Origin of the sequence: Nocardioides sp. NPDC057767, assembly GCF_042798275.1 — a bacterium.
Lineage (GTDB): Bacteria > Actinomycetota > Actinomycetes > Propionibacteriales > Nocardioidaceae > Nocardioides.
In genome coordinates, this window is sequence record NZ_JBHVKJ010000022.1 from 22,982 (window position 1) to 48,198 (window position 25,217).

21 protein-coding genes are annotated in these 25,217 nt (G+C 70.9%); 13 read left to right on the top strand and 8 right to left on the bottom strand.

Annotation, left to right across the window (positions count from 1 at the left end; genetic code table 11):
- Positions 1-1,773 (top strand): hypothetical protein, encoded by a 1,773-nt coding sequence (locus ACFVDI_RS13210; RefSeq protein ID WP_378905520.1) that lies wholly within the window; start codon positions 1-3, stop codon positions 1,771-1,773.
- Here ACFVDI_RS13210 and ACFVDI_RS13215 read toward each other — a convergent pair.
- Positions 1,757-2,467, bottom strand: coding sequence for a hypothetical protein (locus ACFVDI_RS13215; protein WP_378905523.1), 711 nt, complete (start codon positions 2,465-2,467; stop codon positions 1,757-1,759). The genes ACFVDI_RS13210 and ACFVDI_RS13215 overlap by 17 nt on opposite strands.
- Positions 2,468-2,686: 219 nt before the next feature.
- On the opposite strand from ACFVDI_RS13215, the gene ACFVDI_RS13220 reads away from it, so the two are divergent.
- The gene (locus ACFVDI_RS13220) at positions 2,687-3,430 is read left to right on the top strand and encodes a hypothetical protein (RefSeq protein ID WP_378905526.1); all 744 of its coding nucleotides are present in this window, start codon (positions 2,687-2,689) and stop codon (positions 3,428-3,430) included.
- Between the two features lie 6 nt (positions 3,431-3,436).
- Positions 3,437-4,819 carry an O-antigen ligase family protein gene (locus tag ACFVDI_RS13225; RefSeq protein WP_378905529.1) on the top strand — a complete coding sequence of 461 codons (1,383 nt, stop codon included), beginning with the start codon at positions 3,437-3,439 and terminating at the stop codon, positions 4,817-4,819.
- On the opposite strand, the gene ACFVDI_RS13230 is transcribed toward ACFVDI_RS13225, so the two are convergent.
- Positions 4,754-6,340 carry a DUF4082 domain-containing protein gene (locus ACFVDI_RS13230; protein ID WP_378905532.1) on the bottom strand — a complete coding sequence of 529 codons (1,587 nt, stop codon included), beginning with the start codon at positions 6,338-6,340 and terminating at the stop codon, positions 4,754-4,756. The genes ACFVDI_RS13225 and ACFVDI_RS13230 overlap by 66 nt on opposite strands.
- 209 nt (positions 6,341-6,549) lie before the next feature.
- Between ACFVDI_RS13230 and ACFVDI_RS13235 the strand changes: the two genes are divergently transcribed.
- Complete coding sequence (locus tag ACFVDI_RS13235) at positions 6,550-7,215, top strand: hypothetical protein (protein ID WP_378905535.1); 666 nt, start codon at positions 6,550-6,552, stop codon at positions 7,213-7,215.
- Positions 7,212-8,783, top strand: coding sequence for an acyl-CoA ligase (AMP-forming), exosortase A system-associated (locus ACFVDI_RS13240; protein ID WP_378905538.1), 1,572 nt, complete (start codon positions 7,212-7,214; stop codon positions 8,781-8,783). Before ACFVDI_RS13235 ends, ACFVDI_RS13240 begins: the two co-directional genes overlap by 4 nt.
- 3 nt (positions 8,784-8,786) lie before the next feature.
- Here the strand turns inward: ACFVDI_RS13240 and ACFVDI_RS13245 are convergent, their stop codons facing one another.
- Positions 8,787-9,452: a polysaccharide deacetylase family protein gene (locus ACFVDI_RS13245; RefSeq protein ID WP_378905541.1), complete on the bottom strand. Its 666-nt coding sequence runs from the start codon at positions 9,450-9,452 to the stop codon at positions 8,787-8,789.
- Positions 9,453-9,575: 123 nt separating this feature from the next.
- Between ACFVDI_RS13245 and ACFVDI_RS13250 the strand changes: the two genes are divergently transcribed.
- The 4 genes from ACFVDI_RS13250 to ACFVDI_RS13265 are packed head-to-tail and all read left to right on the top strand — an operon-like array spanning position 9,576 to position 12,890.
- Positions 9,576-10,532 carry a glycosyltransferase family 2 protein gene (locus ACFVDI_RS13250; protein ID WP_378905544.1) on the top strand — a complete coding sequence of 319 codons (957 nt, stop codon included), beginning with the start codon at positions 9,576-9,578 and terminating at the stop codon, positions 10,530-10,532.
- Positions 10,529-11,380, top strand: a complete 852-nt coding sequence (locus ACFVDI_RS13255) for a GNAT family N-acetyltransferase (protein ID WP_378905547.1) — start codon at positions 10,529-10,531, stop codon at positions 11,378-11,380. Before ACFVDI_RS13250 ends, ACFVDI_RS13255 begins: the two co-directional genes overlap by 4 nt.
- 1 nt (position 11,381) lies before the next feature.
- Entirely contained in the window at positions 11,382-12,590 is a 1,209-nt protein-coding gene (locus tag ACFVDI_RS13260) for a pyridoxal-dependent decarboxylase, exosortase A system-associated (RefSeq protein WP_378905550.1), read from the top strand.
- Between the two features lie 33 nt (positions 12,591-12,623).
- Complete coding sequence (locus ACFVDI_RS13265; RefSeq protein WP_378905553.1) at positions 12,624-12,890, top strand: acyl carrier protein; 267 nt, start codon at positions 12,624-12,626, stop codon at positions 12,888-12,890.
- Positions 12,891-12,955: 65 nt separating this feature from the next.
- Here ACFVDI_RS13265 and ACFVDI_RS13270 read toward each other — a convergent pair whose 3' ends face one another.
- On the bottom strand, positions 12,956-14,374 hold the full coding sequence (locus ACFVDI_RS13270) for an AMP-binding protein (RefSeq protein ID WP_378905556.1): 1,419 nt from the start codon (positions 14,372-14,374) through the stop codon (positions 12,956-12,958).
- A 122-nt stretch (positions 14,375-14,496) separates the two neighbouring features.
- Between ACFVDI_RS13270 and ACFVDI_RS13275 the strand changes: the two genes are divergently transcribed.
- Entirely contained in the window at positions 14,497-15,810 is a 1,314-nt protein-coding gene (locus tag ACFVDI_RS13275; RefSeq protein WP_378905559.1) for a glycosyltransferase family 4 protein, read from the top strand.
- Between the two features lie 119 nt (positions 15,811-15,929).
- Positions 15,930-17,045 (top strand): DUF1972 domain-containing protein, encoded by a 1,116-nt coding sequence (locus ACFVDI_RS13280; RefSeq protein ID WP_378905562.1) that lies wholly within the window; start codon positions 15,930-15,932, stop codon positions 17,043-17,045.
- A gap of 6 nt (positions 17,046-17,051) precedes the next feature.
- Here the strand turns inward: ACFVDI_RS13280 and ACFVDI_RS13285 are convergent, their stop codons facing one another.
- From ACFVDI_RS13285 to ACFVDI_RS13295, 3 genes are all read right to left on the bottom strand, one after another.
- Positions 17,052-18,248 carry an MFS transporter gene (locus ACFVDI_RS13285; RefSeq protein ID WP_378905565.1) on the bottom strand — a complete coding sequence of 399 codons (1,197 nt, stop codon included), beginning with the start codon at positions 18,246-18,248 and terminating at the stop codon, positions 17,052-17,054.
- A gap of 394 nt (positions 18,249-18,642) precedes the next feature.
- On the bottom strand, positions 18,643-20,544 hold the full coding sequence (locus ACFVDI_RS13290) for a glycosyltransferase (protein ID WP_378905568.1): 1,902 nt from the start codon (positions 20,542-20,544) through the stop codon (positions 18,643-18,645).
- Complete coding sequence (locus ACFVDI_RS13295; protein WP_378905571.1) at positions 20,544-21,284, bottom strand: CDP-alcohol phosphatidyltransferase family protein; 741 nt, start codon at positions 21,282-21,284, stop codon at positions 20,544-20,546. The genes ACFVDI_RS13290 and ACFVDI_RS13295 overlap by 1 nt, the downstream gene beginning before the upstream one ends.
- 158 nt (positions 21,285-21,442) lie before the next feature.
- Here ACFVDI_RS13295 and ACFVDI_RS13300 point away from each other — a divergent pair, with 158 nt between their 5' ends.
- Both ACFVDI_RS13300 and ACFVDI_RS13305 read left to right on the top strand, forming a co-directional pair.
- Entirely contained in the window at positions 21,443-22,564 is a 1,122-nt protein-coding gene (locus ACFVDI_RS13300) for a glycosyltransferase family 4 protein (protein WP_378905574.1), read from the top strand.
- 5 nt (positions 22,565-22,569) lie between these two features.
- A complete protein-coding gene (locus ACFVDI_RS13305) occupies positions 22,570-24,048 on the top strand; it encodes a lipopolysaccharide biosynthesis protein (RefSeq protein ID WP_378905577.1) in 1,479 nt (492 codons plus the stop codon).
- Here the strand turns inward: ACFVDI_RS13305 and ACFVDI_RS13310 are convergent.
- Positions 24,035-25,165, bottom strand: coding sequence for a right-handed parallel beta-helix repeat-containing protein (locus tag ACFVDI_RS13310; protein ID WP_378905580.1), 1,131 nt, complete (start codon positions 25,163-25,165; stop codon positions 24,035-24,037). The two genes, ACFVDI_RS13305 and ACFVDI_RS13310, sit on opposite strands and share 14 nt — an antisense overlap.
- Between the last annotated feature and the right edge of the window lie 52 nt (positions 25,166-25,217).

The window sequence follows — 25,217 nt, forward strand, 5'->3', positions numbered from 1 at the left end:
ATGACCTCCTCACCGCCAGGTTTCGCGGCAGTCTCCGCGGCCGCCGGCCGGTGTCCGCCGGCCCTGGCTTCAGCGGTCGTGGCCGTCGCGCCCGACGCGGCCTGCGACGGCACCAGGTCCGGCCTGCAGACGGCGACCTGGGGGGTGGACGATCCGCTGGTCGATGGTCGGACGCTGGTCCTCGCACGCGAGCTGAGGCGACGGAACCTGGCGATCGAGCCCGAGGACGTGGCCCGGATGCTCGCCCTCGGGGACCGGAAGGCGCTCGCGGAGATGCTGCCGACCTTCGGTGCCGTCCAGCACGCCGGGCGTTCCGTCACCGCCACCACCGACGCGCTCGGATTCCGTCATCTCTACTACCGGGCCGGCGATGGCTGGGCGGCGATCTCGACCTCGTCGCGGGTGCTTGCGGGGCTGGCGCCGACAGCGCTGGACCATGACGGTCTCGCCGTGCAGAGCCTGCTGGGCTGGCAGCTGCATGGGCGCAGCCTGTTCGAGTCGGTGGCGAAGGTGCCCGCGGGCCACCTGGTCGAGATCCACGACGGCCTGCTCCGACTGGACGCCTTCACCGACGCGCCGGACGGTGAGCGCGTCGGCCTCACCGAGGCGGTCGCCTCGATGAGCAGCATGCTCCGCAGCTACCTGAGCGCCTATCTCGACGACCACCCGGACGCGATCCTCCAGCTCACGGGTGGCCAGGACTCACGGCTGCTCCTCTCGGCGATCGAACCACGGCGGCGCCGCGGGCTGAGAGTGGTGACCCTCGGGCGGCCCGACTCTCCTGATGTGCGGATCGCCGCCGGCTTGGCGCATCGCTACGGGATGAGGCACGAGATCATCAGCGTGGACGGCCTCGACACGCTCGAGCCCGAGGAGGTGTACGCACGGTGTGTCGCCGCCGCCGGTGCGATCGAGCTCGGTGCGGACCCGTTGGCCTGGGCCGCCCTGGACTTCGCCGAGGCCCGGGCGATGCCGGGCCCGCGGATCTCCGGCCTCGGTGGGGAGGTGGCCCGCGGGTTCTACTACCTGGGCCGCAACGGTGCTGGACCTGTGACAGAGGCACGGGCGCGGCGCCTCGCCGACTGGCGGATGTTCGTCAACGAGGCCGTCGAGTCCTCCGCGCTCCGGCCGGCGTTCCGTGAGCGGGCGCGCGAGGTCGCCCACGCCGAGGTCCTGACCGCCCTCGCCGGGGGTGGGCACTCGTGGTTCGAGGCGACGGATGATCTCTACCTCGGCCAGCGGATGCAGCACTGGGCAGGAGCGACCGAGTCGCCGGTGAGCGCCCGCCGCAGGATCGTCAACCCGATGCTCGACGATCGCTGGATCGCGACCGTCCGGGCGCTGGCGCCGGCGGACAAGGCGGCCTCCCGCTTCCTGGCCCGGCTCCAGGTCCAGCTCGATGCCGAGCTGGCCAGGCTGCCGCTGGAGGGGCGTCCCTCGCCGGCGACCTACGTCACGCCCGGATGGCGCAGCTCCTGGCGCCGAGGTGCGACGACGGTGAGCAAGGCCGGTCGCAAGCTCGGACAGCGAGTCCGGCGACACGGTCGGCCACCCGTCGGTGGGGAGATCCTGGCCGACGGGGTGGTGACCTACTGGCGGGCCCACCCGGAGGCGATCGCCGGCCTCTCGGAGACCGAGGTCGTTCAGCCCAGCTGGCTCGACGACGTCCTGGCGGGCAGGCATGACCCGGGGCCTGGCACGGTGGCGTTCCTGCTCAACCTCGCCATCGCCTCCGGCACGGTGCGTCACTCCGGCGTCACCGCTGCGAGATGAGGTCCCGGTCGGCTTTCCGGACGGCCGGGTCGGCGTGCTCGCGGGCCTGTGCCCGGCGGGCCGCGCGGGCGAGGGAGAGGCGCTCGAGCCAGATGACCGCGACCACGGTGAGCGACCCGCCCAGCAGGGCCAGTCCTCCCGCCGTACGCGACCGGCTGCCGCTGATCTCCTGGACGACCACGTCCTCCGGTGCCATCTCGGTGGACATCCGCGAAACCTCACGGACACCCAGCTCGTCCTGCCGCCGTTCGAGGATGCGGTCGAGGTCCCGGGCGATCCGGGCCGCCTCATCCTCGACCCGACCCGCGTCCGCGTCCACGACCTGAATGTCGATCACGGGGTGGCTGTAGATCGGGAGCCACTGGTTGCCCACGTTGCGCATCCGGACCCGTTCTCCCTGTTCGAGTCCCTCGCCGTAGAGGGTCGTCTCCGTCGTGCTCATGTTGAGCGGGTGCCGGCCCTGGTTGTACTCCTCCACCAGCAGGCCCGCCATCGGGACCATCCCATAAGGGTCCTCGCGGAGGGTGTTCGGGTTGACCGTCTCGTTCGGAGGCAGCAGCACCACCTCGAACTGGGTGAAGTAGACCGGCGGCCGGTCGAGCAGCACCAGCGCTCCGCCCAGCGTCATCAGTGCACAGACCGCGACGACGTACCACCTGCGCAGCAGCAGGACGGCGAGTTCGAGGGCTGTCACAGCTCTCACCCTGAGCCTGACCACCGGCGGGCGACCGCGATCCGTGTGCTCCTACCTCGTCTTGGGTATGCCGAGATGGGTGCGCCTCGGACCAGGCCGCAGAACCCGACGATGGTGATGCCGGGCACGAGAGATGCCTCGACCACTGTCTAGCGAAAGCGACCGGAACACATGGAACTCAGCGCGGTGTGGGGGGCCTTGGCGCGTCGCTGGTATCTCGTGATCGTCACGTTGGGGCTGACCGTCGTGGCCGTCGTGGTGATGATGGGGCGGGTGGGGCCGTCCTACACCGCACAGGGCACTCTGCTCCTGTTCCCGCCGGAGGGGACGACGCGAGCGGGCGAGCGGGTCGAGGGCAACCCGTACCTCTCGCTGGGCGGTCTCAACCCGGCCCGTGACATCCTCATCCGCGCGATGACGTCCAGGACGGCCCGGGCCGACCTCGAGAAGAGCCACCCGGACGTGGACTATTCGATGTACGCCGACATGGCGGTGAGCGGGCCGATCATCGTGGTCGACGTGACCGGCTCCAGCAAGAAGGAGACCATCGGCGCCCTGAACGCCCTGTTCGAGACCGTGCCGGGGGTGCTCACCGACCTGCAGTCCGATCTCGGGATCAAGCGCCGTGAGTACATCACCATCCAGGAACTCACCATCGACGAGACCGCGGAGAAGGTGACCACGGACCAGCTCCGCGCCGGGATCGTCGGCGGCGCGGGCGTCCTGGTGGGCGGGCTCCTCGTCATCGGGCTGCTGGACGGGCTGCTGCTCTCCAAGAGCCGTGGCGGCCGCCGCGAACAGGAGGGCGAGCCGCACGATGCAGGTGACATCGGCGAGGACCGCGCCGGCCCCAGGATCGTCGAACCGCTGGACTCGGACGGCTGGGTCAGGCCGCCGCCCCGGAACGGGTTCGCCCAGGTCGTACCGCGCGACGAGCAGTCGTCCGCCGCGCGGCTCAGGTGAGAGACCATGAGGACGGCCCCGCTCGCCGGAGGGCGTAGCCCGGGTCAGCCGACGGTAGGTGTGCGCCGCTCTCTCGACGCCGCCACCATCTTGACCGTCTACATCGTCGTGCTGCTCTCGATCCGATCGGTGCTCGTCGTACCGGCGCTGGGTACGGCGGGTGCGCCGGCGACGATCGTTGCGATCGGCGCTTTCCTGTGGTGGGTCTGGTACCACGTCCAACGGGTCTATCGGATCGATCTGGGGGTTCAGCCGCTACGCATCGCGGTCCTGGGGCTCCTCCTGGCCGTGATGGCCTCCTACGTGCTGGCGATGTCCGGCCCCATGCCTGGCAACGAGCTGACGCCCGCCGACAGCGGACTGCTCAGGACGATCGGTATGGTCGGGCTGGCCATGGTGGCGGCGGAGGGGATCTCGTCGCTCGACAGGTTGCACGCGGTGGCCCGCCGGTTGGTGATCGGGATCGGGCTGGTGGCGGCGCTGGGCCTGGCCCAGTTCGTGACGCGCCAGCCCCTGGTGGACCGGATCAGCATCCCCGGACTCTCTGCCCGTGGCATCGAGATCGGCCTGTACGAGCGCAGTGGCATGCCACGGCTGAGCGGGACCTCGACCCACCCGATCGAGTACGGCGTCATCTTGTCGATGGTGCTGCCGCTGGTGATCGTGTACGCGCTGCACGCGCCCACGCGACGCTGGCTCTACCGAGTCCTCCTGGCCGTCGTGGCGATCGCGATCTTCATGGTGATCTCGCGCTCGGCCATTCTGTGCACCGGCGTCGCGGTCATCGTCCTCGCCCTGCGCTGGAGCTGGCGTCTGCGGCTGGCCGCGCTCGGGTGCGCGGCCGCGATCTCGGGACTGGTCTATCTCCTGGTGCCGGGGATGCTCGGTGTCATCACCGGGCTCTTCGTGGGCGCCGGCGACGACGCCAGCGTGGCGTCCCGAACCGACGCCTACGGCGTGGCCTTCCAGTTCATCGCGCGTGACCCGTGGCTGGGCCGCGGGCCCGGGACGTTCCTGCCGCAGTACTGGATCCTCGACAACCAGTACCTGGGTCACACCATCGAGACCGGTTTGGTCGGCATGGCCGCCCTGCTGGCCGTCATCCTGGTCGCCGCCTTCACCGCTCGCTCCGCCCGGGAGGCTGCTGCCACCGACTTCGACCGTGAGCTTGCCCAGGGTCTGCTCGCCGCGGTCCTCGCCGGCGCGACCGCGATGGCCTTCTACGACCTGTTCGCGTTCCCGCAGTCGTCGGGCTGCTTCTTCCTGGTGATCGGTCTCGCCGGTGCTCTGCATCGGCTCGTCCGCGTACGGCATCCGGGGCCGTCATCCAGGATCGACGACTCCGCCGTCCGACCACACGTTTCCGCGCCAGACGTTGCCCGGCGCTGAGGAGTCGAAGGACGCGATCGGGAACCAGTACCCGCAGTTGGGCCGCGCCGCGGTGCGCTGGAAGACGTTGTCGATGAACCGGATGCGGTTCGCATCACCGTATGCCTTGCCCTCCGACGAGCCGCCATAGGCGCAGGTGCCGCCGGTCGTCACGAGGAAGACGTTGCGCTCGATGAGGTTGTCCTCGACGGTGGCGAAGTCGCCGTACCCGGTCAGGCCTGCCGAGCAGCCAGCGTCGGGCGGGACATCAGGTGCGTCGCAGGCGATCGTGTTGTGTCTGATGACACCGCCGGCCCCCATCCGGATCCCGGATTCGTGGGCTACCCCGCTGACGTCCGTGAACTGGCCGTGCACGTAGGAGTCCCGCACGGTGCAGTCGCGCCAGCAGTTGATCGAGCGGTTGCCTCCGGTGACCTCGACCCGGAGAGCGGTGAAGCCGACGTTGCCGATCCCGGTGCCGCCGCGGTTGCCGATCCGGACCTCGCTGTCGACGATCGTGAAGCCGAGCCCCTCCGACGCCTCGTCGTTGTAGACGGTCCCGTTGATCACCGAGTTGCGGATCGTGACGTCGGCCGCACGTACGTTCAGCGTGCAGTTCACGATCTTGCTGTCGATCACGGTGCCGGCCACGGTGATGTTGCACGGTCCCGTGTAGGGGGCCAGACGGACGCCCGCGGGCACACCGGTGGTCGCCGGGTTCGGGAACCCGTCGGGTATCGAGGCCGGGAGCGACGGGCTTGCGGTCCCCTTCGGGGGCGGAGGGCTCGAGAGCGGCGACGTGGTGCTCGCGGGAGCCGGGTCCGGCGTGGACGATTCCGCGGTCGGACCCTGGCTCGTCGCGGACGAAGCGGCCGAGGGCGAGTACGTCGAGGACGGGGTCGGTGAGGGTGGAGACGACCGGACGGAGCCGGTGCGGCGTACCACGATGTCCACGGCGTAGCTGTTCGCCCCGAAGGTTTGGGCGGGGAAAGAGCCCGGCCGGTAGGAGTAGACGCCGGCATCGGCCCCGGCAGTGATCGGTCCTCTGGAGACGGACTCGACGAAGAAGTTCTGATCGGTGGAGTACCGGCCCTTGGGGGCGGTGTAGGAGACGACGTAGTCCCGGCCGGGTTCGAGGACGACCTTGCGGTCGAGGTCTGCCACCTGGAGGCCGCGCCGGGGCTCGTCGGCGAACCGAGCCGTGGCGAGCGCACGTCCTCCTGCGGACCACAGGGTGCCGGTGTGCGGCCCGGTGTTCGCGGAGCTCTTGTAGAACTGGACCGCGACGGCTTCGACCTGCTCGGTCACCTGGAACCGCAGACCCAGCTCGACCGGACGCTGATCCGGGCCGGTGACGATCGCGGGGACCGCGTCGTCGGGGAGCAGGCTGACCGGCTCCGCCTGGACCTGCGAGATCGGTCGGATCGTCCAGGCGACGATGGCGGCGACCGTGATCAGGGTGCTGCCGATCAGGAGAAGCGGTCTCCGGGCAGAGCCGCGCGGGCGTGCCGGTCCGGAGGTTCGACTTTCCGAGGTTTGCATGTGGTTGCACCGTTCGGGTGTAGGCAGCGCCGTTGCGATACCGACCCTGCACAGATCCGGGCGGCTAGAGCATCGTCCAGAATCGGTATGTCGACCATGGTTTCTCGAGAAGGTCATCTTCCGGGGCGGTGCCTCCACGCCTACCTGATACGGGGGATCCGGGTTCCCTGGGCCGCTCGTCTGGTCGCTACGCCGTTGACGATTGCCAGGTGAATCTCGAGCTCCGATCCCGACTGGTGGACTCTCCTGCGTCTCTCGGTGCCAAGCTCCGGCTGCGGCGCTGGGAGAGGTTCACGACACTCTTCCCCGACATCGCCGACATGAAGGTGCTCGACGTCGGCGGCACCACCGAGTCCTGGCTGCGGGCGCCGGTACGCCCCGGGCACGTCGTCGTGCTCAACCTGACCGAACCGGGAGCCGGCGAAGAGGGCTGGCTGACGCCCGTGACGGGAGACGCCTGCGACGCCCGCAGCGCGTTGGAGGATGCTGGTGCGCCGGTGGCGTACGACCTGGTGTTCTCCAACTCCCTGCTCGAGCATGTCGGCGGCCATGCCCAGCGGTCGAGGCTGGCCGAGCAGATCAGACAGGCCGCGCCGCGGCACTGGGTCCAGACGCCCTACCGGTACTTCCCGATCGAGCCGCACTGGCTCTTCCCCGGGATGCAGTTCCTCCCGGTGGCGCTTCGGGCCCGGGTCGCCGAGCGCTGGCCGCTGGTCCACACGCTTCCCGCCTCACGCGCCGAGGCGATGGCCGACGTGCAGTGGACCGAGCTGGTCGGGATGACGGAGATGCGCTCCTACTTCCCTGACTCCGAGATCCTCCGGGAGCGAGTCCTCGGTCTGACCAAGTCGATGATCGCGGTGCGGACACGATGAGGACTGCGCTCCACTCGCTGCTGCGCGAGCACGCCGAGGCGCGACCGGGTGCTCCGGCGCTCTCCTACAAGGGCATCACGCAGAGCTATGCCGAGGTCTGGGCCTCGGCCTGCTCGATCGCCGCCGGGCTCGGCGACCTCGGTCTGGCTCGAGGGGACCGCTGCGCGATCTTCCTGGAGAAGCGACCCGAGACGGTCGCCTCGATCTTCGCGGCCACGGCCGCGGGCGGCGTCTTCGTGCCGGTCAACCCGTTGCTCAAGGCTGGCCAGGTCGCCCACATCCTCGACGACTGCTCGGTCAAGGTGCTCATCACGTCACGAGAGAGACTGCTTCTGCTCCGCGAGGAGCTGAAGAGGTGCGAGGCTCTCGAGCACATCGTCCTGGTGGGCACCGAGGTCCCTGACGAGGTTGCTCTCGACATCGCGGTGCACGCCTGGCCGGACGTGTTCTCGACCGAGGCCGCCGCGCCTGCCGATGCGACGATCGACCAGGATCTGGCCGCGATCCTCTACACCTCGGGCAGCACCGGCAGGCCGAAGGGCGTGGTGCTGAGCCACCGCAACCTCGTGGTCGGTGCCGACAGCGTCAGCAGCTACCTCGGCAACGGGCCCGATGACGTCATCCTCTCGGTGCTCCCGCTCAGCTTCGATGCCGGCCTCAGCCAGCTCACGACCGCCTTCGCGGTCGGAGCGCATGTGGTGCTGATGAACTATCTGCTGCCGGGCGAGGTTCCCCGGCTGTGCGCAGAGCACGGGGTGACCGGGCTGACCTGCGTACCTCCGCTGTGGCTGCAGCTGGCCGGCATCGAGTGGCCGCCGGAGGCGAGGGCCGGCCTGCGCTACTTCGCGAACACCGGCGGACGGATGCCTCGGGCCACGCTGCAACGGCTTCGCGAGCTGTTCTCGGAGGCACAGCCCTTCCTGATGTACGGACTGACCGAGTCCTTCCGATCCACCTATCTCGACCCGGCCGAGGTCGACCGGCGTCCGGACTCCATCGGCAAGGCCATCCCGAACGCCGAGGTCCTCGTCGTACGTCCCGACGGGACGCCCTGCGAGCCCGGCGAGGAGGGGGAGCTCGTCCATCGCGGCGCATTGGTGGCGCAGGGCTACTGGGGCGATCCCGTGCGGACCGCCGAGCGGTTCCGGCCACTGCCGCGGGAGCAGGCGTCGTGGCGTACGCCTGAGCTGTGCGTGTGGTCCGGCGACCGGGTCGTGGCCGACGAGGAGGGTTTCCTCTACTTCGTCGGGCGCCTGGACGACATGATCAAGACCTCCGGCTATCGAGTCAGCCCGACCGAGATCGAGGAGGTCACCTACGACACCGGTCTGGTCCGTGACGCGGTGGCGCTCGGGCTGCCCGACGACCGGCTCGGGCAGCGGATCGTGCTGCTGGTGACGCCTCCCGCAGGACAGACGGAGATCGAGGTCGACCGGCTGCTGACCGCGCTGCGCCGCGCGATGCCGCCCTACATGGTGCCGTCGACCATCGACGTACGCCCGGAGCTCCCGCGCTCGCCGAACGGGAAGTTCGACCGTGTCCTGATCCGGACCGTGCTCACGTCGTGACGGTCAGCGCAGCCTCTTGACGAGACCCGCCGCCTGGCGCTCCATCCGCCGGGCGATGCCCTGCCCGTTCAGGATCTGGCTGCGTACGCTGGCGCCGTCGTCGCTCGAGGTGATGCTGAACCTGGGCTGCAACCAGGCCCCGGCCACCGCATGGGCCCGGTCGCTGGTGTAGACGTGCTGGTAGCCGAGGCGGCGCAGGTGACGCAGCGTGGTGCGGTCGTAGCGGCCCAGTGGGAGCGCGGCCTCCTCCACCACCTCACCGGCCGCCATGGTGATCTGCTCGCGGGCCTCGATCAGCTCGCGGCGTACGCCCGCGGCGTCGAGGCCGCGCCAGCTGACGTGGTCCATGCCGTGGGTGCCGATCCGCATGCCCGCCACCCGCAGGAGGCGGATGTCGAGACGGTCGACGCTCCCCGGCAGCCCCAGCCGCCCGGCCAGGACGAAGAAGGTGGCGCTCAGGCCGCGGGTCAGCAGACCCGGCAGACCGAGGGCCACGTCGGAGTGGTTGCCATCGTCGAAGCTGATCCGCACCTCGGGGCGGCCGGCCACGGCGTCGAGGATGTCCTCGTAGGCGTCCTGGCTGATCCAGTAGCGGTCCTCGCCCGGCTCCAGCTCGCGCTCGGGCTCGCCGATGCCGTGGAAGCAGATGTTGGTCACGTGGGCGGGCATGTTCTCCACGCTAAGGAGCCGGAGGGCGTGTCCGGTCGCCCGGGGCGATGGCCTACCTCATACGGGGGATCTGCACTCGTGAGGCGGTTCCGGCAGGGGGGTCGGCCGCCGAGACTCGTGACCGTGTCGCAGCCGATCCGCAGCATCGCCGTCGTGGTGGTGACCTACAACAGCGCTCACCTGCTGGCCGATCTCGTCGCCACCCTGCCGGGTGGGCTCGTCGGCCTCGGGTGGCGGTTGGTGTTCGCCGACAACGCCTCGGCCGACGGCTCCGTGGCCGTGGCGCGTCGGCTCGCGCCCGAGGCGACCGTCGTCGAGACCGGGCGCAACGGTGGCTACGCCGCCGGGATCAACGCCGGTGTCGCAGCCGCCTTCGCCGAGGACCCGGGCCTCGACGCGGTGCTGGTGCTGAACCCGGACGTACGCCTCGAGCCCGGCTGTGGCGTGGCGCTCGCGCGCGAGCTCGCCCTGCCCGCCGGTGGGAAGCCCGGGGTCGGTGTCGCCGTTCCCCACCTGGTCGACGCCGAGGGCCGGCTGATCGAGTCGATGCGCGGTGCGCCGAACCTGGTCAGGGCCTTCGCCGACGCCGTCGTGGGCGCCAACCGCGCCGGCAAGGTCCGGTGGGCGGGCGAGATCGTGGCGTCGCCGGCCGAGTACGAGCGTGCTCAGGACACCGACTGGGCCGAGGGCTCCACCCAGCTGATCAGCGCGGAGTGCTGGCAGGCGTGCGGGCCCTGGGACGAGTCCTTCTTCCTCTACTCCGAGGAGACCGAGTTCCACCTGCGTGCCCGTGACCGGGGTTTCCGGGTGCGGTACGTCCCTGCCGCCCGCGCCGTGCACCTCGGTGGTGAGTCCACCACCTCCCCCGGGCTGTGGGCGCTGCTGGTCGCCAACCGGGTGCGGCTCTTCACGGTCCGTCGGGGACGGGTCCAGGGGGCGGCGTACTGGCTGATGGTGCTGGCCCGTGAGTGCAGCCGTGCGCTGCTGGGGAAGCAGACCTCGCGACGTGCCGTACGCACCCTGGTCAGCCCGCGGCGGATGAGCGCCCCGCGTGGGCCCGAGTGGGTGGCGAGCGCATGAAGGCCGTGCTCGCCCCGATCACGGCCGAGGACCTTCCGGCCGTCTCCGGGTTCCTGCACCAGGAGCTGAACCCGCGGGTGCGGGAGCTGGAGTGGACCCAGGCGCTGCGGGTGCCGTGGGACGTACCCCAGCCCAACCACGGTTTCTTCCTCGCCGAGGAGGACCGGGTGGTCGGGGCCTACCTCGCCTACTACTCCGAGCGGAGGGTCGGTGCCGAGACGCTCCAGGTCTGCAACCTGGGCGCGTGGTGCGTGCTCGACAGCCACCGCCACCAGGGGTTGCGGCTGCTGACCACGCTGCTCAAGCAACCCGGCTACGAGTTCACCGACTTCTCGCCCTCGGGCAACGTGGTCGCGCTCAACCGGAAGCTCAAGTTCACGGATCTGGACACGACCACGTCGCTGGTGCCCGCGGTGGCGCTGCCTCGGCGTGGGGTGCGGGTGAGCAGCCGTCCCGACGTGCTGGACGCGGTCCTGCAGGGCGAGGAGCGGGACCTCTACGCCGACCACCGCGCCGCGGCGGCGGCCCGGCACGTGGTGCTGAGCACCGGCTCCGAGCACTGCTACGTGGTCGCCCGCAAGGACACCCGCAAAGGGGTGCGGGCCTTCGCCTCGGTCCTCTACGCGAGCAACCCGGAGCTGCTCCGCCGGCAGGCGCCGCGGCTGGCCGCGCACCTGCTGAGGCAGCACGGCATCGCGGCGACCCTGGTCGAGCACCGGGTCGCCGGCGGAGCGCCCGCCGGGTCGCACCGGCTGTCGCGGTCGCGGCCGAAGATGCTGCGCAGCGACGCCCTCGACCCGGCCCGGGTCGACTACCTGTACAGCGAGCTGACATGTCTGGAGTGGTGAGATGACGTCTGAGACCGGTGGTCGAGCTTGCCGAGACCACGTCGGAGGCGTACCGGTGCGGCTGCTGGCGGAGCGGGTCGGGTCGACACCGTTCTTCGCCTACGACCGGGCCGCGATCGACGTCCGGGTCGCCGCGTTGCGATCCGCGCTCCCCGGGGACGTGCACCTGAGCTATGCGGTCAAGGCCAACCCGATGCCGGCGGTGGTGCAGCACCTCGCCCGGACGCTCGACGCGCTCGACGTCGCCTCGGGGGCCGAGATGCGGGTGGCGCTCGACACCGGGATCGCTCCGGGGTCTGTGAGCTTCGCAGGACCCGGGAAGTCGGTCGCCGAGCTGTCGTCCGCGGTGGCGGCGGGCGTGCTCGTCGAGATCGAGTCGCCGCTGGAGGCCGACCGTCTGGTCGAGGCCGCCGAGCGGCTCGGTCTCCGGCCGCGGGTCGCGGTGCGGGTCAACCCGGACTTCGAGGTCAAGGGCTCCGGGATGCGGATGGGCGGCGGCGCCCAGCAGTTCGGGGTCGACGCCGAGACCGTGCCGCTGCTGCTCAAGACGCTGCACGACCGCGACGTCGAGGTGGCCGGGTTCCACGTCTTCTCCGGCTCTCAGAACCTGCACGCGTCGATCCTGGCGGAGGCCCAGGAGCGCACCGTCGACCTCGTGCTGCGGCTCTCCGACGACCTTCCCGCGGCGATGACCTATCTCAACATCGGTGGCGGCTTCGGGATCCCCTACTACACCCAGGACCGCCCTCTCGACCTCGGCCTCGTCGGCTCGCGGCTCGAGGAGCTGCTCGCCGCCCGCGTACGTCCTGCCCTGCCGTCCGCGCAGGTCGTGATCGAGCTCGGCCGCTATCTCGTCGGCGAGGCGGGGGTCTATGTGACCCGGGTCGTCGACCGCAAGATCTCGCGCGGCAAGACCTTCCTCGTCGTCGACGGTGGCATGCACCACCAGCTCGCCGCCTCCGGCAACTTCGGCCAGGTCATTCGCCGCAACTATCCGATCTCGGTCGCTGCGGCCCAGGAGGCCGAGGAAGAGACGGTGCAGGTCGTCGGCTGCCTGTGCACGCCGCTGGACCTGCTCGGCGACAAGGTGAGCCTGCCGCGGGCGGAGGTGGGCGACCTCGTCGTGGTCCATCAGGCCGGGGCGTACGGGCTCACCGCCAGCCCTACCGCTTTCCTGAGCCACCCGGCGCCGCTCGAAGTGCTCGTCTGAACCCCTGAACCCGTTGAACCCGAAGGAGTCCCCATGACCATCGACACCACCGAGGCCACCCTCGATCAGGTCGGCGCGGCGATCACCGACGTGATCGGCCCCGACCACAGCGCTGGCACGCTCACCGCGGACACGCTGCTGTTCGGCTCCCTTCCCGAGCTCGACTCGCTCGCCCTGGTCGAGCTGATCACCGTCCTCGAGGACCGCTTCGGCTTCGAGATGGACGAGGACGACATCAACGCCGACGTGTTCGAGTCGGTCGGGTCGCTGGCCGAGTACGTGCGCGGGCAGCTGGGGTGATGTTCACCGAGGTACCTCGGTTCGGCGTCACTGCCTTCGTGGAGTTCCACGAAGGCAGTGACTGCTCACCGAGGTAACTCGGTGAGCATCCCGCCCTCGGCCAGCGCCTGAGCGGCCGCCTGGTCGATCTTGCCGTTGCCGAGGCGGGGGAGCTGGGCGACGGGTACGAGTAGGTCCGGCACCGAGTCCGGGCGCAGGACCGTCGGGAGACCACGACGGAGGTCGTCGAGCTGGGTGGCCGGGCCCTCGACGAGGCTGACCAGGTCGCCGGCGGGGGTGGCGGCGGTGAAGGTGGCCACCCCGAAGGCCTGCTTCACCTCGGCGTCGAGGGCGTCCAGGTCGACGAAGCTCGCGCTGCGCTTGACCCGGCGCCCCGCGCGGCCCAGGCAGAAGAAGTCGTCGCCGCGGCGGACGCCGAGGTCGCCGGTGAGCACCCGCTCCGGGCTGTCCCAGCGCGGGTACTCCCCGTTCGGGGTGCCGAAGAGGTAGCCGTCGGGCAGATGGGGTGACTCGATGGCGAGCATCCCCTCGGCGGGCGCCCCGTCGTCGCCGTCGGCCGACAACGACGTACGCCACGCCCCGACCGCCCCGCGCCCGATACCCAGCGCCCCGTGGACCGTCGGCAGCTCGTCGCCGGCAGCGAAGCGGGCGGCGCTGGCGAACCCGATCGTCTCGCTGGTGCCGTACGTGTTGACGACCGTCGCGACCCCGAGGTCGAAGACCCGCTGGGCGTCGGTGGCGGAGAGCCGGTCGCCGCCCGAGCCCCAGACCCGTAGCGTCCGCGGGGCGGCGTCGACCCGCTCGGCGGCCGCGAGGTCGATGAACCGGGGAGCCAGCCGCAGGTGCGTCGCAGCGATGCGGGCGCAGAAGCCGAGCGGCCGGAGCCGGTCGCCCAGCGCTCCGGACAGGTGCAGGGAGGAGCCGGCGGCCAGGGCGACCAGCAGGTTGGTCATCGCCAGGTCGTAGGAGAGGTGGGAGACCTCGGCCCACGCCGAGGAGGCGTCCAGGTCGAGCGCGGCCGCTCCGTGCGGGACGAAGGCATCGATCCCGGCCCAGGCCGACACCACGCCCTTCGGGCCGCCGCCGGTGGAGCCGGAGGACATCGCGACGTACCCGGCCGTTCGCGGTTCCGCCGGTGATGACGAAACGACCGCTCGGATCCCCGACCGGTCGAGGACGACGTCGGGGTGGAGCGCCTGGACGAGCGAGCGGCGGTGCTCCTCGGGCGCCGACGGGTCGACGAAGCAGATCGAGAGGTCACCGAGGATCGCGGCCACGAGCGCGACGACAGCATCGGTCGAGAGCGGCAGCGCGACCGCGACCAGCGGCCGCGAAACGCCCGCGGCCGCGACGAGGGCGAGCCGCAGCTCCTCGGCCGCGTCGACCAGCCCGTCCGGACCGACCGAGGTCCGCCGATCGGCGATCACGGCCTCCGACAGAGTTCGGGTGCGTACGGAGAGGATGCGCTCGGCCAGCGGGTTCACAGAACGCGAGGCTAGGAGCCGCGAGCCGTCGGGGTGCGGGCCTCGCGACTCACGATCCCCGGATTGGGGGATATGCCGTACATGCCCGACAAGCCGGTCCTGCCACCCTCAACGCTGCTCCTATGGTCAAAGAGATCGTGGCGAGGACGCACGTGCTGATCATCGTCCAGAACCTCCCCGTGCCGCTGGACCGACGGGTCTGGCTGGAGTGCCAGGCGCTGGTCGCGCGCGGCTACGAGGTGAGCGTGATCTGCCCGAAGGGCCCCGGCGACACGGGGCGCCAGCAGCTGGGTGGCGTACGCATCTACAAGTACAAGCCCGCGCCGCAGGCCCGCGGCGTGCTCGGCTACCTGCTCGAGTTCGTCTACTGCTGGATCCGCACGGCGCTGCTGGCCACCAAGGTCTGGCGCGACCGCCCGTTCACGATCATGCAGGCGTGCAACCCGCCCGACACCTACTGGCTCCTGGCCCGCATCTGGAAGCGCCGCGGCGTCCGGTTCGTCTTCGACCAGCACGACCTCAACCCCGAGCTCTTCCTCTCCCGGTTCGGCACCCCGACCTCCCTGCCCGCGCGCGCCCAGCTGGCCGCGCTGCGCTGGCTCGAGAAGCAGACGTACGCCGCCGCCGACCAGGTCATCTCGACCAACGAGTCCTACCGGAAGGTCGCGATCACCCGCGGCGGGATGGCTCCCGCGGACGTGACCGTGGTCCGCAGCGGACCCGACACCGCGGTGATGCGTCCGGTGCGGCCCCACGACCCGGCGCCCCATGCAGACCGTCACACGCTCGTCTACCTCGGGATCATGGGTCCCCAGGACGGTGTCGACACGGTGCTGGAGGTCATGGAGGAGCTCGTCCACCGGCGCGGTCGTACCGATGTCGACGCCGTGCTGATGGGCTTCGGAGACTGCCTCGATGACCTCAAGCGCCGCTGCACCGAGCTGGGCCTCGACGACGTGGTCACGTTCACCGGGCGGGCCGGCTCCGCGCTGATCGCCCAGCACCTCAGCGCTGCCGCCGTCGGCCTGTGCCCCGACCTGAAGACGCCGCTCAACGACGTCTCGACGATGAACAAGACGATGGAGTACATGGCGTACGCCCTGCCCTCGGTCTCCTTCGACCTGGTCGAGACGCGGGTCTCCGCCGAGGACGCGGCGCTCTTCGTCCCGTCCGGCGACGTCGCGGCGTTCACCGATGCGGTCGAGTCGCTGCTGGACGATCCCGAGCTTCGTGTCGAGCTGGCGTTGCGCGCACGGGAGCGGGCGGCGAAGGTCCTCGACTGGGGGCCGCAGTCGGCGGCGTACGTCCAGGTCTACGACTCCATGTGCGCGATCGGGGAGGCACCGAAGGGCGTCGAGGGGTTCGACTACGTCGATCTGGACGACCCGGACGCACTGCGACAGTTCGTGCTCACCCGCGGACCTGCGGTGACGTAACCGATTTGGGGTATATGACCTGGATTTCGGGACCGAGGCCCGCGCGGATCCCTTGGGATGTCTCCTTGTGCTGAAAATAGGGGCCATCGGCTCCTAGTCGAACTAGGAGTCAACCCCACGTGACCCCCATTGTGCGGATGCTCGGGACCCGCGGCGTGCCCGCTGCCCATGGCGGGTTCGAGACCGCGGTGGAGAACATCGGACTCGACCTGGTCGACCGCGGCTGGCGGGTGATCGTCTACTGCCAGGACGACGAGCCGCATGCGGACCTGCGCATCGACTCCTGGAAGGGCATCGAGCGCGTCCACGTGCCGGCCCGTCACGACGGTCCGCGCGGGACGATCGAGTTCGACGTCGGCGCGGTGCGTCATGCCGCCCGGGAGGCCGCGCAGGACGGCAGCGTCTGCGTGACGTTCGGCTACAACACCGGCGCGCTCAACTCGGTGCTGCGCTCCCGCCGCATCCCCAACATCATCAACATGGACGGCATCGAGTGGAAGCGGGCCCGTTGGTCCGGCCCCGAGAAGGCGTTCCTGTGGACGCAGGAGCGGGCCGCCTGCTGGCTCGGTGACCATCTCATCGCCGACCACCCCGAGATCGCCCGCCACCTGGCGACCCGGGTGCCGGCCGAGAAGATCACCACGATCGCCTACGGTGCGCCGCCTGTCGTCGATGCACCTGAGTGGCCGGTGCTCGACCACGGGCTGGAGCCCGGCTCCTACCTCACCCTGATCGCCCGGCCGGTGCCGGAGAACAGCATCCTCGAGGTCGTCCGGGCCTTCTCCAGCCGCCGGTGGGGCCGTCAGCTGGTGGTCCTTGGTTCCTATGACGCTGCCGACGACTACCAGCGCGCGGTCCTGAGGGCGGCGAGCGACGAGGTCGTCTTCCTCGGCGCGATCTACGACACCGACATCGTCTCCGCCCTGCGCTTCCACTCGGTGGCGTACGTCCACGGGCATCAGGTCGGCGGCACCAACCCGTCGCTGGTCGAGGCCCTCGGCTGCGGCAACGCCGTGATCGCCCACGACAACCGCTACAACCGCTGGGTCGCCGACGGCGCCGCGCTCTACTTCGCCGACGAGGCCGGCATCGTCACCGCGCTCGAGCGGGTCCTGTCCGAGCCCGAGCTCACCGCGTCGCTGTCCGCGGCCGCCCGTGCGCGGCACTCGGCCGAGTTCACCTGGAGCCGGATCACCGACCAGTACGAGGCGCTCATCCGCGCCCACCTGCGCTGAGGTTCGCTAGACGTCGGTGGCGATGTCTGCCGCGCGGGGTGCGGCCTCGCGCGCGGCGTAGGCGCGGTAGGCGAGCACGCAGGCGACGGTGAGGACGGCGGCGGTCGCGGCGCAGACGGTGAAGAGCATGTGCCACTCGTCGTGGTCGGCGGCAGGCCCGGCGACGACGGCGGCGATCGAGCTGCCGATGAAGAGCGAGGCGGCGAAGCAGGCCACGACCGTGCCGCGTGCCTCGGGGACGATCGAGGTCGCCCAGGTCTGCAGCGAGGTGTGCAGGAAGGCCCAGGTGATGCCGAGCATGATCACGATGCCGATGATGGTGGGCACCGAGACGCGCATGGTCGCGACGGCGTACCCGACCGTCAGGGCGCTGCCGCCGATCCCCATCAAGGCCCACCGTGGGAGCCGTTGGGTGAGCGCCTTGAGGACCTGCGAGGAGAGCAGGACCGCGATGCCGTACGCAGCCGCCGCGAGCCCCGCTCGCGCGGCGTCGACGCCCTGGGCCTGCAGGGCGGGGGCGAGGAGGGTGAGCACGCCCAGGACCAGGCCGCCCTCGACGAAGACGAGCAGTCCGACCACCAGCACCCAGCGGTTGCTCAACGCTGCCCGGAACGCGGCTCCGACGCCGCCGTTGGTGGCCCGTGGTGGCTCGGCGAGACTCCTCAGACCCCAGGCACTGACCAGGGCCACCACGGCCGGCACCGCGAACACGACCCGCCATCCCGCCAGCTGACCGGTGATCCCCGCCGCTGCCGCCGCCAGCGCGGTCCCGACCGCCATCGCCGCCATCAGGTCCGAGAGGGCCCGCTGCCGGTGGGTGGCGGAGACGGTGTCGCCGACGTACGTCAGTGACGTCGGCACGATCGCCCCGAAGAACGCTCCAGCGACGACCCGCATCACGACCAGCGTGACCAGGTCGGGCGCCAGCGCTGATCCCAGCCCGGCGATCCCCGCCCCGACGAGCGCACCCCGCATCAGGCGGACTCTGCCGAACCTGTCCGAGAGTGCTCCCCACAACGGCTGGCAGAGCCCGTACGCGAGGTAGTAGCCGCTCGCGATCGCCACCGCCTGGCCCACCGAGACCTCGAACGTCGTGGCGACCAGGACCAGGATCGGGCTCACCACGAATCTGTCGAAGCTGCTGACGAACGAGGCGATGGAGATCCAGACCGGTGGGCGTTTCGGGTCTGGGGGAGGAGACACGTTCTTCAGGTTAGTAAAGAACCGTTGCTTCGCGGCCGGTGTAACCCGGTGACGATCCGGTGGTCGAGCTTTGTTCCGGTGGTCGGTCCTGACGCCCGCTGACCGGTCTCAGCTCTCGCTGAAGCCGTTCGTCCCGGTGCCCAACGTGCGGCTGGCAAGTCTCTCTCGACTCCACGCTCGCGGATTCCCTGCTGGTGGGGACATTTCCCCACTGCGGTGAACGTTCCCCACGCTCCGGAGCGTGGGGAACCTTCACCGCAGTGGGGGACTCTTCGGATCAGAGGGGAATGGTGATGCCGCCGCCCGCCAGCCCGATCCCAACTGAGAATCGCGCCAAACCCCGCCGCCGACCCGATGTGACAACCTGGGTGATCGCCGGGCCCGGAAGGACAATTCACGGATACATCGACGCCCGGAACGCCGCAGCATGAAGCGCAGCCGACTCGGGCCACTCCCGTGCTGAGAGATCGGGGCGGTCACCAGGCGGGTTGGCGGCGACTGCCTTCAACGCGCGCTCCAGGTCCTCGATGGTGAGGGTGCCTTCGAAGAGGTGGAGCCAGCCTTCGCCGACCTCCTCGGCGAGGCGGCGGTTGACCTCGTTGGCGGGGGCGAGGACGGGGGTGTCGAGGGAGAGGGCCAGCAGGAGGGCGCCGGAGTTGTGCATCGCCTTGTAGGGCAGCACGACCAGGGCGGCGGCGGCGACCTCGGCGGCCAGGGTGGCGTCGTCGGCGTAGCTCAGCTCGGCGCTCACGCGGGGGTCGGCCTCTACGGCGGCGCGGACCCGGTCGGCGAGGGTGGGGTCGGAGGGGGAGCCGACGAGGCGTACGTCCAGGTCTGCCTCGGGGTGGTCGGTGACCGCCTCCAGGAGCTGCTCGACGCCCTTGTAGGGCTTGATCAGGCCGAAGTAGAGCACCCGCCTCTCGACGGTTTCGACGGGCTCGGCCAACGCCTCGATCACCGGCTCGAACCAGTCGCGGTAGTGGGCGTGGACGATCGTCGAGGTCGGTACGTCGAGCGGGGGAGCGGTCTGGTCGGTGAGCCGGATGACGTGCCGGGTGCGGCGCTCGAGGGCGTCGAGGAGCCGGTGGTCCCAACGGGTCAGGCCGTCGGGGCGAGCGAGGTTGTGCCAGGTGCGTACGACGGGGGTCCGGGTCAGCCGCAGCCGGGCGACGAACGCGGTGGTGAGCAGGCGGCGGGCCAGGCGACGGAGGGGTGTGCCGGCCGACGTCGTCATCAGCTCGGGCCAGTGCACGTGGAAGACGTCGTAGCGGCCCGCGATGGCCCGGGCGAAGCCGAACAGCACGACCTCGGTGTCGTCACGGCGTCCCAGGGTCTCGACGAGCTGGACGATGTAGGGATTGGTCGTCGGGCGCAGCTCGCGTACCGATTCCATGACCCGGACCGGCCGGTCGCGGCGGCCGTCGCGCAGTCCCTGGAGGACCGCGGAGACGGGGCGTACCGGGTGCAGGAGCTGACGACGTCCACCCCGCATGAGGATCTCGTACGCAGCCCCGACCGCCCCGCGACGCCAGGCCCGCTCCTGCTCCTGGTTGAGCCAGGTCCGCGCGAAGAGGGCGCGGTTGCGGATGTTGAAGTAGTAGTAGGCGGGCGACTTGGCGCGGGAGCCCTCGGCGCGCTGGGTGCCGCCGCCGGAGTGGGTCGCGGTGGCACCGTCGACGATCGCGACCTGGCCCCCGAACGTCCGGACGCGGGCGCACAGGTCGACGTCCTCCCAATAGAGGAAGTAGCGCTCGTCGAAGCCGGTCAGCCGCTCCCACAGCTCACGCGTGACCGCGAAGCAGGCTCCGGTGATCCACGGCAGCGTCTCCGCCTCGGGGTGCTCGGTACGACGCCGCCAGGGACGCATCGCCCCGGTCTTCACGTCGAGATCGATCCCCGCAGAGGCGACCGACCCGTCCGGGCCGAGCACGGTCGGTCCGGCGAGCAGCAGCGGCTCGGCCTCGACGGCGGCCACGAGACGTACCACCGACTCGGCATCGATCGTGGCATCCGGGTTGAGGAAGAGCAGCACCTCGGCGCCCGCGGCCAGCGCGGCTGCGGCGCCCAGGTTGCAGCCGGCACCGAAGCCGGTGTTGGTCCCCGGGAAGACGCCGGTCCAGCCCTCGTGCTCGCAGAGCGCCCTGACCGCTGCCCGGTTGGCGTCGGTCGAGAAGTTGTCGACCACGACGATCCGCGCGGGACCGAGCGCCGCGGCGACCTGGGTCGTGTTCCGCTCGAGCAGGGTTGGATCGCCGTAGCCGACCACGACCACGGCAAGTCGGGAAAGGTCGCTCATCACATGCCGTCCAGCGCCCGCAGCTCACGCCACCACTTGCGCAGCGCGACGACCAGCGCGGCGGCGTTGCAGGCGAAGACCAGCGCGTAGGTCCACCAGAAGAGCATCCCGAAGCCGAGCAGCACGAACATCCAGCACTGCGCCCCGTAGTCCATCGGCAGCAGCGCCCACTTGCGCAGCGGGTTCTCACGGGCCTCCACCGGCGACGAGGAGGGTGTCGGGCGCAGGGTCGGCATCAGGATCAGCCCGAAGTACGTCACCACGCCGACCACCTCGAACCCCAGCGGCACCAGCAGCCAGCCGTCGGCGTCCGGTCCGAACCGGTAGCAGGACACCAGCACCGCCAGATGCAGGCTGGCCGTCTTGAAGCAGTCGATGGTGTGGTCGAGCCACTCGCCGGAGCGCGATCCGCCACCCCGCAGCCGGGCGAGCTGCCCGTCGGAGGAGTCGAGCACGTAGCCAGCGGCCAGCAGGCCTGCGACCACGACTCCGGTCCACCAGCGCGGCTCGGCCAGCGCGAGCACCGTCAGCCCGGCGGCCGAGAGCGTCGCGCTCACCGCCGTCACCTGGTTGGGTGTCGCGCCGATTGTGTGCGCGGCCGCGGCGACGACCCGACCGGCGGGCCGGTTCACGAGCCGCGAGTAGGCCGCGGTGTTGAGCGAAGGCTTCTGTGCCTGCCCCAGCGCCTGCAGGTGCGTACGGAACCCGCCGGGGGCGCGTTCGGCGCCGGTCGCGGCCATGCTCGATCCTGCTTTGCTGTCACGTGGGGGAGGGACATCGGGACCTTAGAGGAGCCTCGACCCTCCCAGGTCGTCCATGCCGTTCGCTCCCCAGATCTGGGTAGGACTTTGCCAGGACCTTCGGCCCGGACTGTTCGAGTGGCCTACCTTTGCTCATCATGCGTTTGTTGGTCGCCCACCCGTCGCCGGACGTCTACGGTTCCGATCTTCAGCTGGTCGAGACGGTGCGCGGGCTGCACCAGGCGGGGCAGCGGATCACCGTGGTCGTCCCCGAGCGTGGACCCCTGATCCCGCTGCTCCAGGCCGCCGGGGCGAGCGTCGAGGTGATGACATTCCCGGTGCTCCGCAAGGCCTACCTCAGCCCGACCGGTCTGGTCCGGCTGGCCGCGGCGCTGATGGTGTTCTGGGTGCGCGCGGCGCGGCTGTGGCGGCGGGTCCGCCCCGGCCGGCTGCTGGTCAACACCGTGACCATCCCGTGGTGGATCGTCGTCGCCCGCGCGGCCCGCGTCCCAGTGGTCTGCCACGTGCACGAGGCCGAGGACGACCAGCCGAAGCCCGTACGTCTCGCTCTGACCGCTCCGCTGCTGCTGGCGACCCGGGTGGTGGCCAACTCGCGGGCATCGCGCGACGTTCTGGTGCGCACGGTGAAGGTGCTGGCGCGGCGTACGACCGTCGTCTACAACGGGGTGCCGGGGCCGGAGTCCGTCGTGTCGCCACGCACCCGGACCCCGAACGGGCCGTTGCGGCTGGTGCTGGTCGGGCGGCTCTCGCCGCGCAAGGGGACCGACGTCGCGTTGGAGGCGCTCGCCGAGGTGCGCCGTGGCGGGATCGACGCGCGGCTGCGGGTGTGCGGCTCGGTGTTCGCGGGCTATGAGTGGTTCGAGCAGGAGCTCCGCGTCCGTGCCTCGGACAGCGACCTCGCGGGCAGCGTCGAGTTCCTCGGCTACGTCCACGAGCCCGCCCGCGAGCTCGACCAGGCCGACGTGGTGCTGGTGCCCTCCCGGGTCGAACCCTTCGGCAACGTCGCCGTCGAGGCCCTGCTCGCCGAGCGGCCGCTGGTCGCGAGCCGGGTGCAGGGGCTGGCCGAGATCGTCACCGATGGCGAGACCGGCCTCCTGGTGACCCCCGGCGACGCCGGTGACCTGGCCGAGGCGATCCGGCGGCTCGCCGCCGACCCGGCCTTCGCTGCCGAATTGGCGTCCAGTGGACGCAAAAATGCTGAGGAGCGCTTCGGCGCCGAGCGCTACCGCGACGAGATCGCCACCGAGGTCCTCGGTTGAGCGCGGTGAGCGAGGACACCGAGCGGCGCGGGCTCGGCAGGAGCGCCGCCCGAGGCGGGATGGTGGTGCTCGGCGGTCAAGGCGTACGCATCCTGGTCCAGGTCGCCTCCGTCGCGGTGCTGTCCCGGCTGCTCAGCCCCCGCGACTACGGCCTGGTCGCGATGGTCCTGGCGGTCATCGCGGTCGCCGAGATCTTCCGCGACCTCGGGCTCTCGACCGCCGCGGTCCAGGCCAAGGTGCTGACCCGCGAGCAGCAGACGAACCTGTGGTGGCTCAACACCGGCCTCGGCGTCGGCCTCGCGCTCCTCGCCGTCGCGGCCGCCCCGCTCGTCGCGGCCCTCTACGACGAGCCGGCACTGACATCCCTGACCGCCGCCCTGGCGGGCATCTTCGTCCTCAACGGCATGGCCGCGCAGTACCGCGCCGACCTCACCCGCCGGATGCTCTTCGCCAGGCTCGCCGCCGCGACCACGCTGGCGCCGCTGCTTGCCCTCGGGATCGCCGCGTACGCAGCGGCCAACGGCGCCGGCTACTGGGCCCTCGTCGTCCAGCAGCTGGTCCAAGGCGCCGTCGCGCTGGGCGCCGTCGGGGCGTTCGCCGGCTGGCTCCCCGGGCGCCCACGGCGCGGGGTCGAGATGGGCGGGTTCCTGCGTTTCGGCTGGTCGCTGGCGGGAACTCAGCTGATCAACTACGCCGCCAGCAACATCGACTCCGTGCTCATCGGCACCCGCCTGGGCGCCGACCAGCTCGGCTCCTACAACCGCGCCTGGCAGCTGCTGATGAACCCGCTGGTCCAGCTGCGCGGCCCCACCACGACCGTGGCGCTGCCGGTCCTGAGCCGGATCCGCGACAACCCGGCGCTGACCCAGCGGTTCGTGCAGCGCGGCCAGGTCGCGCTCGGTTACAGCCTCGGCGCCGGGCTCGGCCTGCTCGCGGGCGCCGCCGCCCCGGTCTGCGCCCTCTTCCTCGGCCCCGGCTGGGACGTCGCCGGCGTCTTCGCCCTGCTCGCCTGCGCGGGCCTCTTCCAGACGCTGGCCTACGTCGGCTACTGGGTCTACCTCGCCCACGGTCTGACCACCGAGCTGCGCCACTACACCCTGGTCGCCTCGGTCCTGAAGGTCGTCTGCGTGCTCATCGGCGTACGCTTCGGGATCACCGGCGTCGCGGTCGGCTACGCCACCGCCCATCTGCTCGAATGGCCGCTGTCGCTGTGGTGGCTCTCCCGCCGCACCCGGCTCCGCGTCGGCCCGCTCTACCTCGGTGCCGCCCGCATCCTGCTCGTCGCGGGCGCCGTGGCCGGCGCGGCCTACGCCACCGCCCAGGCCCTGCACGCTCAGCACCCCGGGGTGGCGGTGCCGGCCTGCGTGGTGGCCGGGGCCGCGGCGTACGCGCTTCTCCTTCTTGTCCCTCCGGTCCGCCGCGACGTGATGTCGCTGGTGGTGACGGTGCGCGGCGCGCTCGGGGGGCGATTCAGCCGCGGCTGAGGGTCACCGGGCGGCCGGTGTCGTCCCAGACGTTGCCGGAGTGGCTGACCTTCGTCGACGACGGGCGGATGATCGCGCACCCGTCGACGCGCTGGTCGCTGAGGAACCGGTTGTCGTGGATCTCCACGCCGCGGATCGGGCCCCGGCGGGTCTCGGCGATGTTGACGGTGCAGCCACCGCCGCCGAGCAGGTTGTCGCGGATCGTGACGTCGCTGACGTCGCCGATGCTCTGGGTGATCTGCACACCGGCGTTGTAGGCGCCGGTGAAGCGGTTGTCGACGATGGTGATGTTGCCGCCGCCGATGATCTGGATCGAGTCGTCATGGGAGGCGCCGCCGTCCTGGTACGGGTCGCTCTGGAAGTGGTAGTTGTCGTGAAACCAGTTGTCGCGCACGATCACGTTGCTGCCGGTGATGTGCACCTGGTCGGTGACGTGGTGGATCTCGGAGCCCTCCAGGGTGAAGTCGTGGCCGACCACCCCGTTGACGCCCGGGGCGGCGTTCTCGGCCCGCACCTCGACGTTGCTGACCAGCATCCCCGCGCCGTTGCCGTTGTTGTTGGAGATCCCAGCGGTCTCCGAGCCGGTCGGCACGATCACCAAGGTGTTGCGGATCGTCACGTTCGGCGCCTCGACACGGATCCGGCCGTGCACCTCGAGGCCGTCGACCACCTGCCCGGGAGTCCTGACGACCAGGTCGCCGCGGTGGACCCGCAGCTTCTTCTTCGGAGGTACGCCGGTGTCGCGCGGCCCCGGCGAGCCCGCGCCCGGAGGAGGCGAACCCAGAGGCTCGCCCTCGCGCGGCTCCTGCCCGGAAGGCCGGCCGCCGGAACGGTTCGCCGGGTCCGAGGACCGCGTCGTCGGGGTCGCGCCGGGCGAGGGTTTGACCGAGCTGGTCGAGGAGGCGGACGGGGACGCCGAGCCGGACGGATTCGGCGTCAGGGTCACCGGTCCGCCGAAGTCGTCGGGCGGCAGGTTGGCGTAGTTCCGCTCCGTACGCGGCGCGGGGTCCTCGGCCTGACCCCTGGTCAGCACATAGGTCGAGGACAGCGCGACCACGGTGGCGACCGCGGAGAGGCCGAGGAGGATTTTCCGGGGCGGACCGGGCGGGACAGTCAAGAGACGTGTGCCTTCCTGTGGACTGTGCAGCCTACTGACGTTGCTGGAGTCT